This window comes from Bradyrhizobium sp. USDA 372 (assembly GCF_053629095.1).
On the sequence record NZ_JBRJHR010000001.1, the window covers coordinates 7,689,526 to 7,705,787 of the forward strand.

At 64.7% G+C, this 16,262-nt stretch carries 15 protein-coding genes and 1 pseudogene; 14 read left to right on the top strand and 2 right to left on the bottom strand.

What is annotated here, in order from left to right; genetic code table 11:
- Positions 1-119: 119 nt before the first annotated feature.
- Positions 120-1,949: an IlvD/Edd family dehydratase gene (locus AB7M16_RS35760; RefSeq protein WP_453946845.1), complete on the bottom strand. Its 1,830-nt coding sequence runs from the start codon at positions 1,947-1,949 to the stop codon at positions 120-122.
- A gap of 123 nt (positions 1,950-2,072) precedes the next feature.
- Entirely contained in the window at positions 2,073-3,173 is a 1,101-nt protein-coding gene (gene gntR / locus AB7M16_RS35765) for an HTH-type transcriptional regulator GntR (RefSeq protein WP_453946846.1), read from the bottom strand.
- Between the two features lie 201 nt (positions 3,174-3,374).
- Between gntR and AB7M16_RS35770 the strand changes: the two genes are divergently transcribed.
- The 14 genes and pseudogenes from AB7M16_RS35770 to AB7M16_RS35835 all read left to right on the top strand — a co-directional run bounded on the left by AB7M16_RS35770 (position 3,375) and on the right by AB7M16_RS35835 (position 16,217).
- Entirely contained in the window at positions 3,375-4,442 is a 1,068-nt protein-coding gene (locus AB7M16_RS35770) for an ABC transporter ATP-binding protein (protein WP_145658713.1), read from the top strand.
- Positions 4,443-4,495: 53 nt separating this feature from the next.
- Entirely contained in the window at positions 4,496-5,815 is a 1,320-nt protein-coding gene (locus AB7M16_RS35775; RefSeq protein ID WP_453946847.1) for an ABC transporter substrate-binding protein, read from the top strand.
- A 100-nt stretch (positions 5,816-5,915) separates the two neighbouring features.
- Positions 5,916-6,833: a carbohydrate ABC transporter permease gene (locus tag AB7M16_RS35780; protein WP_453947313.1), complete on the top strand. Its 918-nt coding sequence runs from the start codon at positions 5,916-5,918 to the stop codon at positions 6,831-6,833.
- A complete protein-coding gene (locus tag AB7M16_RS35785) occupies positions 6,826-7,752 on the top strand; it encodes a carbohydrate ABC transporter permease (protein WP_453946848.1) in 927 nt (308 codons plus the stop codon). Before AB7M16_RS35780 ends, AB7M16_RS35785 begins: the two co-directional genes overlap by 8 nt.
- 75 nt (positions 7,753-7,827) lie before the next feature.
- Positions 7,828-8,814, top strand: coding sequence for a D-erythronate dehydrogenase (gene denD / locus AB7M16_RS35790; protein ID WP_172786325.1), 987 nt, complete (start codon positions 7,828-7,830; stop codon positions 8,812-8,814).
- A 24-nt stretch (positions 8,815-8,838) separates the two neighbouring features.
- Positions 8,839-9,807 (top strand): sugar kinase, encoded by a 969-nt coding sequence (locus tag AB7M16_RS35795; RefSeq protein WP_453947314.1) that lies wholly within the window; start codon positions 8,839-8,841, stop codon positions 9,805-9,807.
- 25 nt (positions 9,808-9,832) lie between these two features.
- Positions 9,833-10,483 carry a bifunctional 4-hydroxy-2-oxoglutarate aldolase/2-dehydro-3-deoxy-phosphogluconate aldolase gene (eda, locus tag AB7M16_RS35800; RefSeq protein WP_453946849.1) on the top strand — a complete coding sequence of 217 codons (651 nt, stop codon included), beginning with the start codon at positions 9,833-9,835 and terminating at the stop codon, positions 10,481-10,483.
- A gap of 60 nt (positions 10,484-10,543) precedes the next feature.
- Complete coding sequence (locus tag AB7M16_RS35805) at positions 10,544-11,713, top strand: acetyl-CoA acetyltransferase (RefSeq protein WP_172786327.1); 1,170 nt, start codon at positions 10,544-10,546, stop codon at positions 11,711-11,713.
- A gap of 124 nt (positions 11,714-11,837) precedes the next feature.
- Positions 11,838-12,044, top strand: a complete 207-nt coding sequence (locus AB7M16_RS35810; protein WP_018645722.1) for a hypothetical protein — start codon at positions 11,838-11,840, stop codon at positions 12,042-12,044.
- A 123-nt stretch (positions 12,045-12,167) separates the two neighbouring features.
- Entirely contained in the window at positions 12,168-13,367 is a 1,200-nt protein-coding gene (locus tag AB7M16_RS35815) for a CaiB/BaiF CoA transferase family protein (protein WP_453946850.1), read from the top strand.
- A gap of 11 nt (positions 13,368-13,378) precedes the next feature.
- Positions 13,379-14,517, top strand: a pseudogene (locus tag AB7M16_RS35820) (thiolase family protein).
- The gene (locus AB7M16_RS35825; protein WP_453946851.1) at positions 14,514-14,879 is read left to right on the top strand and encodes a Zn-ribbon domain-containing OB-fold protein; all 366 of its coding nucleotides are present in this window, start codon (positions 14,514-14,516) and stop codon (positions 14,877-14,879) included. The pseudogene AB7M16_RS35820 and the gene AB7M16_RS35825 overlap by 4 nt, the downstream one beginning before the upstream one ends.
- Positions 14,880-15,360: 481 nt before the next feature.
- Positions 15,361-15,888 (top strand): carboxymuconolactone decarboxylase family protein, encoded by a 528-nt coding sequence (locus tag AB7M16_RS35830; RefSeq protein ID WP_453946852.1) that lies wholly within the window; start codon positions 15,361-15,363, stop codon positions 15,886-15,888.
- Between the two features lie 26 nt (positions 15,889-15,914).
- Positions 15,915-16,217 (top strand): nucleoside triphosphate pyrophosphohydrolase family protein, encoded by a 303-nt coding sequence (locus AB7M16_RS35835; RefSeq protein ID WP_172786333.1) that lies wholly within the window; start codon positions 15,915-15,917, stop codon positions 16,215-16,217.
- Positions 16,218-16,262: the final 45 nt, after the last annotated feature.

Consider the following 16,262-nt stretch of genomic DNA (forward strand, 5'->3'; position numbering starts at 1 on the left):
GATGTTTCCGCCGTCATTCCGGGGCGCGGCGCAGCCGCGAGCCCGGAAACCATAACCACGATCGGGAGTATGGATTCCGGGCCTGCGCCTAGCGGCGCATCCCGGAATGACGATCTTGGTCAGTGATTGTCCCGCGCCACACCGAACGTGCCGGCGACATTCTGGTAGCGCGTGGCGAGCTCCATGCAGGCGCCGGTCGATTGCTGGCCGACGGTGTTGCGGTAGATCTCCTGCCACGGCGTCTGGTTCGGCGGATGCTTGAAGCCGCCGCTGGCCTTGAGCTCGGCGTGGCGCTTCTTCAGCTCCTCATCCGAGATCAGGATGTTGGCGCTGCCCTTGTTGAGGTCGATGCGCACCTTGTCGCCGGTCTTGAGGACGGCAAGCCCGCCATTGGCGGCGGCTTCCGGCGAGGCGTTGAGGATCGAGGGCGAGCCCGAGGTGCCGGACTGGCGGCCATCGCCGATGCAGGGCAGGGACAGGATGCCGCGTTTGATCAGCGCCGCCGGCGGCTGCATGTTCACGACCTCGGCGCCACCGGGGTAGCCGATCGGGCCGGTGCCGCGGATGAACAGCACGCAGCGCTCGTCGATGTCGAGCGAGGGATCGTCGATCCGCTCGTGGTAATCTTCCGGGCCCTCGAACACGATGGCGCGGCCCTCGAAAGCATTGAGGTCCTTCGGATTGCTGAGGTAGCGGTCGCGGAATTCCTTGGAGATCACGCTGGTCTTCATGATCGCGGAATCGAACAGATTGCCCTTCAGCACCAGGAAGCCGGCGTCCTTCACCAGCGGCTTGTCGTAAGCCCAGATCACGTCGTTGTCGGGTAAGGGCGCGTTCTTGCAGTTCTCGCCGATGCCGCGGCCGTTGACAGTGATCGCGTCCTCATGGATGCGCTTGTGCTTCATCAGTTCGCGCACCACGGCAGGCACGCCGCCGGCGCGGTGGAATTCCTCGCCGAGATAGAAGCCGGCCGGCTGCATGTTGACCAGGAGCGGCACGTCGTGGCCGAACTTCTGCCAGTCGTCGATCGACAGCTCGACGCCGATATGGCGGGCGAGGGCGTTGATGTGGATCGGCGCGTTGGTCGAGCCGCCGATCGCCGAATTGATCACGATGCAATTCTCGAACGCCTTGCGGGTCAGGATGTCCGAGGGCTTCAGGTCCTCCCAGACCATCTCGACGATGCGTTTTCCGGTCTCGTAGGCGATCTGGCCGCGCTCGCGATAGGGGGCCGGGATCGCCGCGCAGCCCGGCAGCGAGAAGCCGAGCGCTTCGGCAAGCCCGTTCATGGTCGAGGCCGTGCCCATGGTGTTGCAATGGCCGACCGAAGGCGCCGAGGAGGCCACGATCTCCATGAATTCTTCATAGTCGATCTCGCCGGCGGCGAGCCGCTCGCGCGATTTCCAGACGATGGTGCCGGAGCCGGTCCGCTCGCCATTGTGCCAGCCGTTCAGCATCGGGCCGCCCGACAGCACGATCGCGGGCAGGTTGACCGTCGCCGCCGCCATCATGCAGGCCGGCGTGGTCTTGTCGCAGCCGGTGGTCAGCACCACGCCGTCGAGTGGATAGCCGTAGAGGATCTCGACCAGGCCGAGATAAGCGAGGTTGCGGTCGAGCGCCGCAGTCGGGCGCTTGCCGGTCTCCTGGATCGGATGGGTGGGGAATTCCATCGCAATGCCGCCGGCCTCGCGGATGCCTTCGCGAACGCGGTGCGCGAGCTCGAGATGATGGCGGTTGCAGGGAGACAGGTCGTTGCCGGTCTGGGCGATGCCGATGATCGGCTTGCCGGATTGCAGCTCGGCGCGGGTGAGGCCGAAGTTCAAATAGCGCTCCATATAGAGCGCGGTCATGCCCGGATTGTGCGGGTTGTTGAACCATTCCTGCGAGCGAAGATGGCGGCGGGTACCGTTACTGCCGGCGGCGTGCCCGTTGGTTGGCTTCTTTGTCATTGGTTTCTCCTGCACTGCAAACGCACTGGCGTCCGTCTCATGGTGGCCGCATGTGCGGTGCCCAACGGCGCGCGCGATGAATCTGCCTTCCCGCTGGCGGGTCGTTTCCTCACGATTCCGATACTAGTCGTGGCTGCTTGGTAACGCTACCATTATGTTCGCCGCAGCCCCGCCTGGTACGGGTGGCCTGCTGTCCGAACGCCGGGCCGACGAGCTTTGCCGCTCGATCACCTTGAAGCCGAGATCGAGCACCGGCTGCTCCGGGCGCCGGCCCTCGATCGCGTTGATCAGCATGGTGGCGGCCGTCTTCCCCATCTCGTAGCGATTGGTGCGGACGCTGGTGAGGGTGGGGACGGCGGAGGCCATGAATTCGAGGTCGTTGAAGCCGACGATGGCGATCTGCCCCGGCACTGCGATCTCCCGGCGCCGGCATTCGAACAGCACGCCGAGCGCGAGGTCGTCGTTGGCGCAGAACACCGCGTCGATGTCGGGCTCGCGCGCCAGCAGATCGGTGAACAGGGCGCCGCCGAGCGTCACCGAGGTCGGTGTCGCCGTCGTGACCACCAGGCGCTGGTCGAACAATCCGGCGTCCTTCATGGCCGAGACATATCCGTCCAGCCGCCGCTGCACCCTGGGATCCATCCGCGCGCCGACGAAGCCGACCTTGCGGTGACCTTGCTCGAACAGGTGGGCGATCGCCGCGCGGGCCGCATCATAGTGTGAAAAGCCGATCATCATGTCGACGGGGTTCGGGCCGATCTCCATGATCTGCACGATCGGGCAGTCCGCGGCTTGAAGCATCGCGCGGGACTCCGTCGTCTGATCGATGCCGGTGACGATCAGCCCGGCCGGCTTCTGCGCCAGGAACAGACGCAGCAACTTCTCTTCCTGGAGAATGCTGTAGCGCGTGTTGGACAATTGGATCGAGTAGCGGCTGCCTTCGGAGGAGTCGTAGATGCCGCGCAGCACGTCCGAGAACACGTTATTGGTGAGCGATGGGATCAAGACACCGATGACCTCGGTGCGTTGCGAGGCGAGGGCGCGTGCGGCAAGATTGGGCACATAGCCGAGCTCCTTGGCGGCGCTCTCGACCCGTGTCCGCTTGGCGACCGACAGGGCCTCCGGATTGCGGAAAAAGCGCGACGCGGTAATCGGGCTGACGCCGGCGAGCTCGGCCACTTCGGCCAGCCGGATTTTGCCTGACTTGGTGCGTTTTCGACCCATTTGCTGCTCTTAACACAGTCAGTCCCGCAAACAAAGGAACGTTGACAGCGCTACCAGCAACGACTAACCAAAGACAAATTGCCAAAACCGCACAAACTACCGACAATGTCGCCCGCTAAGCTCGGGCTTCGTTCGGTGAAGTCCGAAAAACAAGACGGTCGCGGCGCGAGAGGCGCCGTGGACTTTCGAGGAGGGAGCTAGATGTCGTCTGTGCAAATCCGCGACGTGCGGAAATCGTTCGGCAATTTTGAAGTCCTGCACGGCGTCACGATCCCGATCGAGGACGGTCAGTTCGTCGTCCTGGTCGGCCCCTCCGGCTGCGGCAAGTCGACGCTTCTGCGCATGCTCGCAGGCCTCGAGAACATCACCTCCGGCACGATCTCGATCGGCGACCGCGTCGTCAACAATGTCCAGCCCAAGGAGCGGGACATTGCGATGGTCTTCCAGAACTACGCGCTCTATCCGCACATGACGGTCGCCGACAACATGGGCTTCTCGCTCAAGCTGCGGAATGCCGGCTCGGACGAGATCAACAAGCGCGTCAAGCGCGCCGCCGAGATCCTCGCACTGTCGCCGCTGCTCGACCGCTACCCGCGCCAGCTCTCCGGCGGCCAGCGCCAGCGCGTCGCCATGGGCCGCGCCATCGTGCGCGATCCGCAGGTCTTCCTGTTCGACGAGCCGTTGTCGAACCTGGACGCCAAGCTGCGCGTCGCCATGCGCACCGAAATCAAGGAGCTGCATCAGCGCCTGAAGACGACGACCGTCTATGTCACCCACGACCAGATCGAGGCCATGACCATGGCCGACAAGATCGTCGTCATGCACGACGGCATCGTCGAGCAGATGGGCACCCCGCTCGAGCTCTACGATAAGCCCGACAACCAGTTCGTCGCCGGCTTCATCGGCTCGCCCGCGATGAACTTCCTGAAAGGCCATGTGCGCGTCAACGGCGTTGCGACCTTCGAAGGGCCGAACGGCGTCAAGCTCCCGCTCAAGAGCGCGCCGGCCGGCTCCGACGGCCGTCCTGCGGTCTACGGCGTGCGGCCGGAGCACTTCACCATCGCCGATGACGGTGCCGAAGCCGAGATCATCGTCGTCGAGCCAACCGGCTCGGAAACGCAGGTGTTCGCCAAGGTCGGCGGCGAGCAGGTCGTCGCGGTCTTCCGCGAGCGTCACCAGTTCAATCCGGGCGACAAGGTGCGGCTGAAGCCCGATCCGTCGCTGGTCCATCTGTTCGACGATGCGACGGGCAAGCGCATGAACGCCTAGCGCATCAGACGACAAGGCATAAGACAACAAAAAAGCATCACAGGGAGGACAACATGCAAGACTTTACCCGCCGGTCTCTGCTCCAAGGCGGCACCGCTCTGGCCGCAACCGGCATGCTGACGGGGCCGGCACTGTTCGACTTCGCCAGGGCCTGGGCGCAGAGCGCGCCCTGGAAGGCCGAGCCCGGCGCCAAGCTGACCGTGATGCGCTGGAAGCGCTTCGTGCCGGCGGAGGACGACGCGTTCAACGCGATGGTGGCGGCATTCAAGGCCGCGACCGGCACCGAGATGAACGTATTCAGCGAGTCCTTCGAGGACGTGCAGCCGAAGGCATCCGTTGCAGCCAACACGGGCTCCGGCCTCGACGTCGCCTGGGGCCTGCACACATTGCCGCAGCTGTTCCCGACCAAAGTCCTGAAAATGAACGATGTCGCCGACTATCTCGGCAAGAAATATGGCGGCTGGACGGACGCTGCAGCAAAGACCTGCAAGCTTGGCGAAGACTGGCTGGGCATCCCTGTCGCGACCAACGGCGGCTATATGACCTACCGGAAGTCGGCGACGGACAAAGCGGGCTTCAAGGAGTTCCCGAAAGATTTCCCAAGCTTCCTGGAGATGTGCAAAGCGCTCAAGGCGAACAACACGCCGGCCGGCTTTGCCCTCGGACATGCGAGCGGCGATGCCAACGGCTGGCTGCACTGGATCCTCTGGGGCCACAATGCGTGGACTGTCAATGAGAAGGATCAGGTCAGCATCAATTCGCCCGAGACCGCAAAGGCGCTAGAGTATTGCAAAGCGCTTTACGAGACTTTCATCCCAGGCACGCCTTCCTGGAACGACTCATCCAATAATAAGGCGTACCTGGCCGGAGAACTCTATTGCACCCTCAACGGCATTTCGATCTATGTTGCCGCCAAGACCGATCCTACCAAGAAGGAACTGGCGGAAGATACCTATCACGCGCTGCACCCGGTCGGACCGGTCGGCAAGCCGACCGAGCTGCAGCTTACGCTGCCGATCCTCGCCTTCAACTTCACCAAATATCCGAACGCGGCGAAGGCCTTCGTCGCCTTCATGCTGGAGAAGGAGAACTACGAGAAGTGGCTGGATGGCGCGCAAGGCTATCTGCAGCAGACCTTGAACGCCTATGAGAACGCGCCGGTCTGGACGGCCGATCCCAAGAACGCCGTGTACTCGCAGGCCTCCAAGCGCACGCTGCCGGCGTCGGGCATCGGCACCGTCGGTGAGAAGGCGGCGACCGCGATCGCCGATTTCATCGTCGTCGACATGTTCGCCAATTACTGCACCGGCGCCAAGGATACGAAGGGCGCGATGGCGGAAGCCGAGCGCCAGCTGAAGCGCATCTATCGCTGACGGTCACGGGGCGGGCGGCTCTTGGGCCGCCCGCTCATCAACATTTCGATCAGGGATATCGGGCATGGCTGATGTCGCAATTCCCCGGGCCAAGCCTCAGATGAGCGAGGACAGCGCCTGGGTCCAGCTCAAACACAATCGCAACTGGCTCGGCTTCTGGTTCATGGTGCCGGCCATGGCCTTCCTGATCTTCTTCCTGGCCTATCCGCTCGGGCTCGGCATCTGGCTGTCCTTCACCGACACGCGTATCGGCAGGGTCGGGCACTTCGTCGCCACCGAGAACTATGAATGGTTGTGGGACGATTCCATCTTCTGGCTGTCGGTGTTCAACACGCTGCTCTACACCTTCGTCGCCAGCGCCCTCAAATTCGCGATCGGCCTCTACCTCGCGCTGCTGCTGAACGAGAACATGCCGTTCAAGGCGATGCTGCGCGCGATGGTGCTGATTCCGTTCATCGTGCCGACGGTGCTCTCGGCGCTGGCGTTCTGGTGGATCTTCGACTCGCAATTCTCCATCATTTCCTGGTCGCTGAAGCATCTCGGCCTGATCAACCAGAACATCAACTTCCTCGGCGACACGACCTGGGCACGCATTTGCGTGATCTTCGCTAATATCTGGCGCGGCGTGCCCTTCGTGGCGATCACGCTGCTCGCGGGCCTGCAGACGGTGTCGCCGTCGCTCTATGAAGCCGCAACGCTCGACGGCGCCACGCGCTGGCAGAATTTCCGCTACATCACCTATCCGCTGCTGACGCCGATCATCGCCGTCGTGATGACCTTCTCCGTGCTCTTCACCTTCACCGACTTCCAGCTGATCTGGGCGATGACGCGGGGCGGGCCGGTCAACGCCACCCACCTGATGGCGACCCTGTCATATCAGCGCGCGATCATCGCCGGGCAGCTCGGCGAGGGCGCCGCGATCTCCAGCGCGATGATCCCGTTCCTGCTTGCCGCGATCATGGTCTCGTGGTTCGGCCTGCAGCGTCGCAAGTGGCAGCAGGGAGAGAGCAATGACTGACCTGCCCACCAGATCCATCGATCTCAAGAGCGTGCTGTCGGGCTCGGGGCCCACGGCCGATCACAGCGAGGGCATGAGCTATCTGCAGTCGGTGCCGCGCAGGCTGGTGACGCTGTATCTGCCGCTCACGATCATCGTCGTCGTCCTGCTGTTCCCGTTCTACTGGATGGCGTTGACCTCGGTGAAGCCCGACGAGCAGCTGCTCGATCTCGACAAGTACAACCCGTTCTGGACCTGGAGCCCGACGTTCAAGCATTTCTACAAGCTGCTGTTCGAGAGCTATTATCCGCACTGGCTCTGGAACACGATGTACGTCGCGGTTTGCGCCACGATCCTGTCGATCATCGCATCCGTGCTCGCGGCCTACGCCATCGTGCGCTTGCGTTACAAGGGGGCCAATCTGGTCGGCGGGCTGATCTTCCTCGCCTATCTGGTGCCGCCGTCGATCCTGTTCATTCCGCTCGCCACGGTCGTTTTCCAGTACGGCCTGTTCGACTCGCCGCTGGCGCTGATCCTGACCTATCCGACCATCCTGATCCCGTTCTCGACCTGGCTGTTGATGGGCTATTTCAAGACCATCCCGTTCGAGCTCGAGGAATGCGCGCTGATCGACGGCGCGAGCCGCTGGCAGATCCTGATCAAGATCGTGCTGCCGCTCGCAATTCCCGGCCTGATCTCGGCCTTCATCTTCTGCTTCACGCTGTGCTGGAACGAGTTCATCTACGCCCTGACGTTCCTGCAATCGACCAGCAACAAGACCGTGCCGGTCGCGATCGTCAACGAGTTCGTGGACGGTGACATCTACCGCTGGGGCTCGCTGATGGCGGGCGCGCTGGCCGGCTCGCTGCCGCTCGTGATCCTTTACGCCTTCTTCGTGGAGCATTATGTGTCGGCGATGACCGGCGCCGTGAAGGAATGATCGCGGGGCTTGCCGGGGGCGCGCCAATGGGTTTCAAGAGCGGCGCGCTCCGGCCAATAAGAAGGAGTTGAGCTCTTGCACATTCTGGTTCTCGGCGCCGCCGGCATGGTCGGCCGCAAACTCTGTGAACGGCTGCTGCGCGACGGTCGGCTCGGCAAGAGCGACATCACGAAATTGACCATGCACGACGTGGTCGAGCCGAAGAAGCCGGAGAAGGCCGGTTTCCCGGTCGAGACCGTGTCGGGCGATTTCGCCGTCCCGGGCGCCGCCGAGAAGCTGATCGCAGGCCGCCCCGACGTGATCTTCCATCTTGCCGCGATCGTCTCCGGCGAGGCCGAGCTCGACTTCGACAAGGGCTATCGCATCAATCTCGACGGCACGCGGATGCTGCTCGATGCGATCCGCCTAGCGGGCGGCGGCTACAAGCCGCGCGTGGTGTTCACGTCCTCGATCGCGGTGTTCGGCGCGCCGTTTCCCGATGCGATCGGCGATGAGTTCTTCCATACCCCGCTGCTCAGCTACGGCACCCAGAAGGCGATCGGAGAGTTGCTGCTCGCCGACTATTCCCGCCGCGGCTTCCTCGACGGCATCGGCATCCGCCTGCCGACCATCTGCATCCGGCCGGGCCTGCCCAACAAGGCGGCCTCGGGCTTCTTCTCCAACATCCTGCGTGAGCCGCTGGCCGGCAAGGAAGCGGTCCTTCCCGTATCCGAGGACGTCCGCCACTGGCACGCCACGCCGCGCTCGGCCGTTGGCTTCCTGCTTCACGCCGGCACAATGGATCTCGCCACCGTCGGCCCGCGCCGCAACCTGACCATGCCCGGCCTGTCGGCGACGGTCGGCGAGCAGATCGCCGCCTTGAAGCGGGTCGCGGGCGAGAAAGTCGCCGCGCGCATCAAGCGCGAGCCCGATCCCTTCATCGTCGGCATCGTCGGCGGCTGGCCGCGCAATTTCGACGCCAGGCGGTCGCGCGAGCTCGGCTTCACCACCGCCGAGAAGACGTTCGACGATATCATCCGCATTCACATCGAAGACGAGCTCGGCGGCAATTTCGTCGCCTGACCTCCGACTGAGCGGGTCCTGATGATGGCGAGCGTTGCTTGCATCGGTGAATGCATGGTCGAGCTCCGGCAGGCCCAGGGCGGCGCGTCTGCCGGGCAGGGCGGTGGTCTCTACTCACGCGGCTTCGGCGGCGACACCCTCAACACGGCCGTGTATCTGGCCCGGCTGGACGTCAAGGTCGACTATCTCACCGCGCTTGGCGACGATGCCCTGAGCGATGAGATGGTCGCGGCCTGGAATGCGGAAGGCGTCGGCACGAGGCGTGTCGTGCGGCTCGCGGGCAAGCTGCCCGGCCTCTATATGATCCAGACGGATGGCAGGGGCGAGCGCCAGTTCTTCCACTGGCGCGACAGTGCGGCCGCGCGCCAGCTGATGGGCTTGCCGGAGACGGACGAGTTGCTCAACTCGCTGATGAGCTACGACATCGTCTATCTCTCCGCCATCACGCTCTCGATCTACGACGCGGCGGGGCGCGATCGGCTGTTCGGCGCGATCAAGCGCGCGCGCCTGCTCGGCACCCGCTTCGTGTTCGACACCAATTTCCGCGCGCGCGGCTGGCCGGACCGCGATATCGCGCGGGAGGTGTTTGCGACCGCCTTCGCGGCCGCCGACATCGTGCTGACCTCGACCGAGGACCTGCTCGCGCTGCACCCCGGAGAAAGTCAGGACCAGCTGATGGCGCGCATCCCGACCCCGGAGCTGGTGTTCCGTCTGCCCGAGCCGGTGAGCCTGTTGCGCTACCCCGGCGGCGCCAGCGAGGTCCGCGCCGAGCCGATGACCAAGCCCGTGGTCGATACCACCGCCGCCGGCGACAGCTTCGCCGCCGCCTATATCGCGGCCCGGCTCGCCGGCGCCGAGCCGGTCGAGGCGGCCGAGGCCGGACATCGCCTCGCCAGCCTCGTGATCTGCTATCCCGGCGCCATCATTCCGGGCTATGCCATGCCGCCGAAGAAGCGGCACCGGCCGGCGGCCTCCCGCCAGGCCAGCAAGTAAACAGCGACCAAATGAGTCGAGAGCTATGACCACGGCTGCCCAACAGAACCATCTCGTCGCGCTGTTCAAGGCTGCGACAGTCATTCCCGTCCTCACCATCGAGCGCATCCAGGACGCCGTGCCGCTGGCGCGCGCGCTGGTTGCCGGCGGTGTCCGCACGCTGGAGGTGACCCTGCGCACGCCCGTTGCGATCGAGGCGGCGCGCGCGGTGATGAACGAGGTCCCTGAGGCGGTCGTCGGCATCGGCACCATTCTCAATCCGGCCGACTTCAGCCGGGTCGAGAAGCTTGGCGTCGCGTTCGGCATCAGTCCGGGCCTGACCCCCGATCTGCTCAAGGCCGCGACCGACAGCTCCTTGCCGTTCGCGCCGGGCATCGCCACGGCTTCCGAGCTGATGCTGGCGCTGTCGTACGGTTTCGACGTCGCAAAGTTCTTCCCGGCGGAGCAGGCCGGCGGCATCAAGGGCCTGCGCGCCCTGGCCGGCCCGTTCCCGAACGTGCGGTTCTGCCCGACCGGCGGGGTGGGCGAGGCCAATGCCGCGACCTGGCTGGCCGAACCCAATGTCGTTGCGGTCGGCGGGTCCTGGCTGTGCCCGACAGGGGAGATCCGGGCCGGGAACTGGGCCGGCATAACTGCCATCTGCGAGCGGACCCTCAAGGCGCTGAAAGCCGCGTGAAGTCTTGTCATCCCTGGGCTAAGACTTAGCTCAGGACAAGACCTGCAGGGAGAGACGACCATGACCGCCAGCATCGTCGGATGGGCGCATACGCCGTTCGGCAAGTTCGACACTGAAACCGTCGAAAGCCTCGTCACCCGCGTCGCCAATGAGGCGCTCGCCGATGCCGGCATTTCGGCCTCCGACGTCGACGAGATCGTGCTCGGCCACTTCAACGCCGGCTTCTCGCCCCAGGATTTCACGGCGTCGCTGGTGCTGCAGGCCGACCCCAAGCTGCGCTTCAAGCCGGCGACCCGCGTCGAGAACGCTTGCGCCACGGGATCTGCCGCCGTGCACCAGGGCCTGCGCGCGATTGCCGCAGGGGCTGCCAAGATCGTGTTGGTCGTCGGCGTCGAGCAGATGACGCGCACGCCGGGCCCGGAGATCGGCAAGAACCTGCTCAAGGCGTCCTACCTGCCCGAAGACGGCGACACGGTCGGCGGCTTCGCCGGCGTGTTCGGCAAGATCGCCAGCTCCTATTTCCAGAAATACGGCGACCAGTCCGATGCGCTGGCGCTGATCGCGGCCAAGAACCACAAGAACGGCGTCGCCAATCCCTTCGCCCAGATGCGCAAGGACTTTGGCTTCGACTTCTGCCGCGCCGAGAGCGAGAAGAACCCTTACGTCGCCGGCCCCCTGAAGCGCACCGACTGCTCGCTGGTCTCCGACGGTGCCGCCGCTCTGGTGCTGGCCGATGCCGAGACGGCCAAGGGCATGACCAAGTCGATCGGCTTCCGCGCCACTGCGCACGCCCAGGACTTCCTGCCGATGTCCAAGCGCGACATCCTGCAGTTCGAGGGCTGCACGGTCGCCTGGCAGCGCGCGCTGGAGAAGGCCGGTGTCACGCTGTCCGATCTCTCCTTCGTCGAGACCCATGACTGCTTCACGGTTGCCGAGCTGATCGAGTACGAAGCCATGGGCCTGACGCCGAAGGGGCAGGGTGCCCGTGCCATCAAGGAAGGCTGGACGCTGAAGGACGGCAAGCTGCCGGTCAATCCGTCCGGCGGCCTGAAGGCCAAGGGCCATCCGATCGGTGCCACCGGCGTCTCCATGCATGTGATGACCGCGATGCAGCTCGCAGGGCAGGCGCCCGAGGGCATGCAGCTCAAGAACGCCAAGCTCGGCGGCATCTTCAACATGGGCGGGGCGGCCGTCGCCAACTATGTTTCGGTGCTCGAGCCGCTCAAGTAGGCTCTCGTAGGGTGGGCAAGGGCGCGAAAGCGCCATGCCCACCTTTTTCCTTGCGCTAGATCATGGTGGGCACGCTGCGCTTTGCCCACCCTACGGCTCCTGATTGAAAGACGAGACGCGCATCATGAGCAATGCCTACGAAGACTCTCTCTCCCTCGAAGCACTCAACGATCGTATCGCGATCCTCGAGGACAATATCCGCCAGCTCATCGAGCAGGCCGCTGCCGCTTCCGGCGAGCAGAACGAGTCGCGCATCGCCGACCGCATCAACCAGCAGAACGACGAGCTCGAGCGGCTCCTGAAGATCCGGGAATCCCGCCAGAAGAAATAGCAGCCGATATTGCCGCGCGGTGCATGCCGCCATACGCCGGCCGCCCTTGCGCGCGCGGCGCCACTGTCCTTAGCTGGACCGAAATCGCCGGGCATGTGAGCCCCGCGTAATCGGGAGCGAACGATGGGGCCGCTGAAGGGCATCAAGGTCATCGACATGACCACCGTGCTGATGGGGCCCTATGCGACCCAGATGCTCGGGGACTACGGTGCCGACGTCATCAAGGTGGAGTCGCTGGACGGCGACGTCACCCGTCTGATCGGACCGATGCGTCACGCCGGCATGGGTCCGGTGTTCCTCAACACCAACCGCAGCAAGCGCTCGATCTGCCTCGATCTGAAGAAGCCTGCGGGGCGCGAAGCCGTGCTGCGGCTTCTGAAGGACGCCGACGTCTTGGTCTACAACGTCCGCCCCCAGGCCATGGCGCGGCTGCAGCTCGGCTACGACGTCGTCTCCGCCGTCAACCCGCGCCTGGTCTATGCCGGCGTGTTCGGCTTCGGCCAGGACGGCCCTTATGCTGCAAAACCCGCTTACGACGACCTGATCCAGGGCGCCACCGCGTTGCCGGCGCTGATGGCGCAGACCGGGGACGGCGTGCCGCGCTATGTGCCGAACGCGCTCGTGGACCGCATCGTTGGCATCACCGCGGTCGGCGCGATCTGCGCCAGCCTCGTGCACCGCGACCGCACCGGCCGCGGCCAGCGCGTCGACATTCCGATGTTCGAGACCATGGCCGGCTTCGTCATGGGCGATCACATGGGCGGGCTGACCTATGAGCCGCCGCTCGACAAGGGCGGCTATGCCCGCCATCTCTCGCGCGACCGCAGGCCGTACAAGACCTCTGACGGCTATCTCAGCGTCATCGTCTACAACGACAAGCAATGGGAGAATTTTTTCAAGGCCACGGGACGCGACGACCTGCGCGCCGATCCCAAATTTGCAACCTTTGCCGGCCGCGCCGCCAATATCGACATCGTCTATGCCGAGCTCGCCCGCATCTTCGAGACGCGTACCACGGCGGAGTGGATCGATCTGCTGACGAAGGCCGACGTGCCTGTGATGCCGATGCACGATCTCGCGTCGATCCTGCACGATCCGCATCTGGAGGCGACCGGCTTTTTCCCGGTGGTGAGCCATCCGACCGAAGGTCCGATCCGCAGCATGAAGGTGACGGCGACCTGGTCGGAGACCGAGGCCGAGCCGGTGCGGCTGGCGCCACGGCTCAACGAGCACGGCGCGGAGATTCTTCGTGAGATCGGCTACTCCGCCGACGAGATCGCGGCGATGGTCCGCGATGGCGTCACGCGCACGGCGCCCGAATAGGGAGGGGCATCATGAGCTTCATCACCGGCGTCGGCCTCACGCCTTTCGGCAAGCACGAAGGCTCGTCCTCGCTCGACCTGATGAGCCAAGCGGCGCAAGCCGCGCTCGACGATGCCGGCCTCAAGCGTACCGACATCGACGGCATCCTCTGCGGCTATTCCACCGTCTCCCCGCACATCATGCTCGCCACCGTCTTCGCCGAGCATTTTGGCATCCGCCCGTCCTACGCCCACGCCGTGCAGGTCGGTGGCGCCACCGGCCTCGCCATGACAATGCTCGCCCATCATCTCGTGGAAGCAGGCGTCGCAAAACACGTGCTCGTCGTCGCCGGCGAGAACCGGCTCACCGGGCAGAGCCGCGATGCCTCGATCCAGGCGCTGGCGCAGGTTGGTCATGCCGACTACGAGGTGCCGCTGGGACCGACCATCCCGGCCTATTACGGCCTGGTCGCCACGCGCTACATGCACGAATACGGCGTGACCGAAGAAGACCTCGGGGTGTTCGCGGTGCTGATGCGCGGGCACGCCTGCAGCCATCCCGGCGCGCAATTCCACGATCCCATCACGGTCGCCGACGTCATGGCCTCGAAACCGGTGGCGCTGCCGCTCAAGCTGCTCGATTGCTGCCCGGTCTCCGACGGCGGCGCGGCCTTCGTCGTCAGCCGAGAGCGGACCGGGGAAGCGGGCGTGCGCATCCGCGGCTGCGCCCAGGCCCACACGCATCAGCATGTCACGGCAGCGCCCGCCCTCAGCGAGCTCGGCGCCGAGATATCCATCGCCCGCGCGAAGCAGGCCACGGGTCTGGCGATTTCCGACGTGCGCTATGCCGCGATCTACGACAGCTTTACGATTACGCTCGCGATGCTACTGGAAGACCTCGGGCTCGCCGGCCGCGGCGAGGCGGCGGCGCGCGTGTGCGCGCCGGCCATTTCGGCCGCGACGGCGCGATGCCGCTGAATACCCATGGCGGCCTGCTCAGTTACGGCCATTGCGGCGTCGGCGGCGCCATGGCGCACCTGGTCGAGGCGCATTTGCAGATGACGGGGCGGGCGGCGACCCGCCAGGTGCGCGATGCCTCGATCGCGCTGCTGCATGGCGACGGCGGCGTGCTGTCGTCTCACGTGAGCATGTTCCTGGAGCGGGTGCGATGAGCGATCGTGTGGCGGACTGGACCACGGGCGAAGAGGCCATCACCTACCAGACCTGTAGCTCATGCGGGCATGTACAGTATTACTACCGCGCCTTCTGCGCGGCTTGTGGCGAATCGGACCCGCGCGAGGCGCGCGCCAGCGGCAAGGGCAGGGTGTACGCGACCTCGCTGGTCTGCCGCGCCGCCACGCCCGAGACGCGCGCGCATGTGCCCTACAACATTGTGCTGGTCGATTGCGCCGAGGGTTTTCGCATGATGGCGCATGGTGACAACGGAATCGCCATCGGCGATTCGGTTGTCGCGAGCTTTAAGCCGTTCGCCGGAAAGCTCGTGCCGTACTTTGCCAAGGACAAGGCCAAATAGTGGGATCCGTCATTCGGGGGCGGTCATAGGACCGAGCCTGGAACGGGTATTCTGGGCTTGGCCTGTGCGAGGGCCACCCCGGAATGACGAAAACGCTTAAAACTCGAACTAACGCCCGTAGAACAAGATGCTGGCGATGACGAGCATCGCCGTCACCGCCAGCATATGCGCGAGCGCTCCCGAGGCCGCCCCCTTGGTGGCTTCCTTCATGCCGTTTTCTCCCTAGACCTGGGCGTGACTCATCGTGGCGCGGTTAGCGCACACGACGGCCAATTGTTTTTACTCGGAACACCCCTTGCGAGTATCCGCCGCGATTTGTCCCCACGCGGCGAATATCGACTGTGTCAGGGTCGATCAGCAATGCGGCGGCAATTTGACTCGATGATGTTGCTCCTGCGTCCACCCGCGAATAGAGTCTGCGGAAACCTGCGCCGGTGGCGACAAGAAGCATCAAAAGATCAGGGAAAACTTCAGGAAAATCATGGCCCGCATTCAGTACAGCGACCCGTCCAAGGCATCCGACCGCACCCGCGAAATCCTCGACAAGAACCGTCATGCCAACATCTTCCGGATGATGGCGCATTCGCCGAGCTACTTTGAGCAATATTGCCGCCTCGGCGGCGCCGTCCGCCACAAGGGCGAGCTCGATCCGATCGTGCGCGAGCTTGCGATCACCCGCACCGGCATCCTGTGCGAGGCACCCTATGAGATCGTCGCGCACAAGCGCATCGGCAAGAATGTCGGCGTCACCGACGAGCAGAACGAGGCGCTCGAGAACTGGCAGGCAGCATCCTGCTTCAACGAGGTGCAGCGCGCCGCGCTCGCCTTCACCGACGAGATCGTGAATCTGAAGAAACCGACGGATGCGACCTTCAGGGCGATCGCATCGAAGCTGACGCCAGCCGCGCTGGTCGAGCTCCAGCTCTCGGTCGGCTTCTACATCATGACGTCAAAGTTCCTGGAGACCTTCGAGATCGATCTCCAGCCCGTCACCGAGGTGGTGGGCTGAATCGACGCAAGCGGCGGGGAATGCCGATGACGATCGATGAATATGCGGCCTGGGCCGCAACCATTGCCAAAGTCGAAGAGCATCCGTCCAACGAGCGGCTGTCCTACCTCGGCCTCGGCCTTGCCGGTGAGGCGGGCGAAGTCGCCGAGCACATCAAGAAGCTCTTGCGTGACGATTGGCTCGACAAGGCGGGTCTCGTCGAAGAGCTCGGCGATGTCGTCTACTACTGGGCCTGCCTGTGCGCCGCCACCGGCCAGCAGCCATCCGCGCTGCTCGATGCCAGTGCCGCCAAGATCAAGCGACGTATCAGCGAAGCGGCGAGCCGGTAAGCGTGAGCTGGGAACTCCGGCGTCATGGCCGGGCTTGTCCCGGCC

What these genes read in the sequence shown, in the direction of transcription:
- gntR (WP_453946846.1), bottom strand. Translation starts at nt 3,173, where the DNA reads ATGGGTCGAAAACGCACCAAGTCAGGCAAAATCCGGCTGGCCGAAGTG.
- AB7M16_RS35825 (WP_453946851.1), top strand. Translation starts at nt 14,514, where the DNA reads ATGAGCGATCGTGTGGCGGACTGGACCACGGGCGAAGAGGCCATCACC.
- AB7M16_RS35795 (WP_453947314.1), top strand. Translation starts at nt 8,839, where the DNA reads ATGGCGAGCGTTGCTTGCATCGGTGAATGCATGGTCGAGCTCCGGCAG.
- AB7M16_RS35775 (WP_453946847.1), top strand. Translation starts at nt 4,496, where the DNA reads ATGCAAGACTTTACCCGCCGGTCTCTGCTCCAAGGCGGCACCGCTCTG.
- AB7M16_RS35785 (WP_453946848.1), top strand. Translation starts at nt 6,826, where the DNA reads ATGACTGACCTGCCCACCAGATCCATCGATCTCAAGAGCGTGCTGTCG.
- AB7M16_RS35780 (WP_453947313.1), top strand. Translation starts at nt 5,916, where the DNA reads ATGAGCGAGGACAGCGCCTGGGTCCAGCTCAAACACAATCGCAACTGG.
- AB7M16_RS35815 (WP_453946850.1), top strand. Translation starts at nt 12,168, where the DNA reads ATGGGGCCGCTGAAGGGCATCAAGGTCATCGACATGACCACCGTGCTG.
- eda (WP_453946849.1), top strand. Translation starts at nt 9,833, where the DNA reads ATGACCACGGCTGCCCAACAGAACCATCTCGTCGCGCTGTTCAAGGCT.
- AB7M16_RS35810 (WP_018645722.1), top strand. Translation starts at nt 11,838, where the DNA reads ATGAGCAATGCCTACGAAGACTCTCTCTCCCTCGAAGCACTCAACGAT.
- AB7M16_RS35760 (WP_453946845.1), bottom strand. Translation starts at nt 1,949, where the DNA reads ATGACAAAGAAGCCAACCAACGGGCACGCCGCCGGCAGTAACGGTACC.
- AB7M16_RS35770 (WP_145658713.1), top strand. Translation starts at nt 3,375, where the DNA reads ATGTCGTCTGTGCAAATCCGCGACGTGCGGAAATCGTTCGGCAATTTT.
- AB7M16_RS35805 (WP_172786327.1), top strand. Translation starts at nt 10,544, where the DNA reads ATGACCGCCAGCATCGTCGGATGGGCGCATACGCCGTTCGGCAAGTTC.
- AB7M16_RS35830 (WP_453946852.1), top strand. Translation starts at nt 15,361, where the DNA reads ATGGCCCGCATTCAGTACAGCGACCCGTCCAAGGCATCCGACCGCACC.
- AB7M16_RS35835 (WP_172786333.1), top strand. Translation starts at nt 15,915, where the DNA reads ATGACGATCGATGAATATGCGGCCTGGGCCGCAACCATTGCCAAAGTC.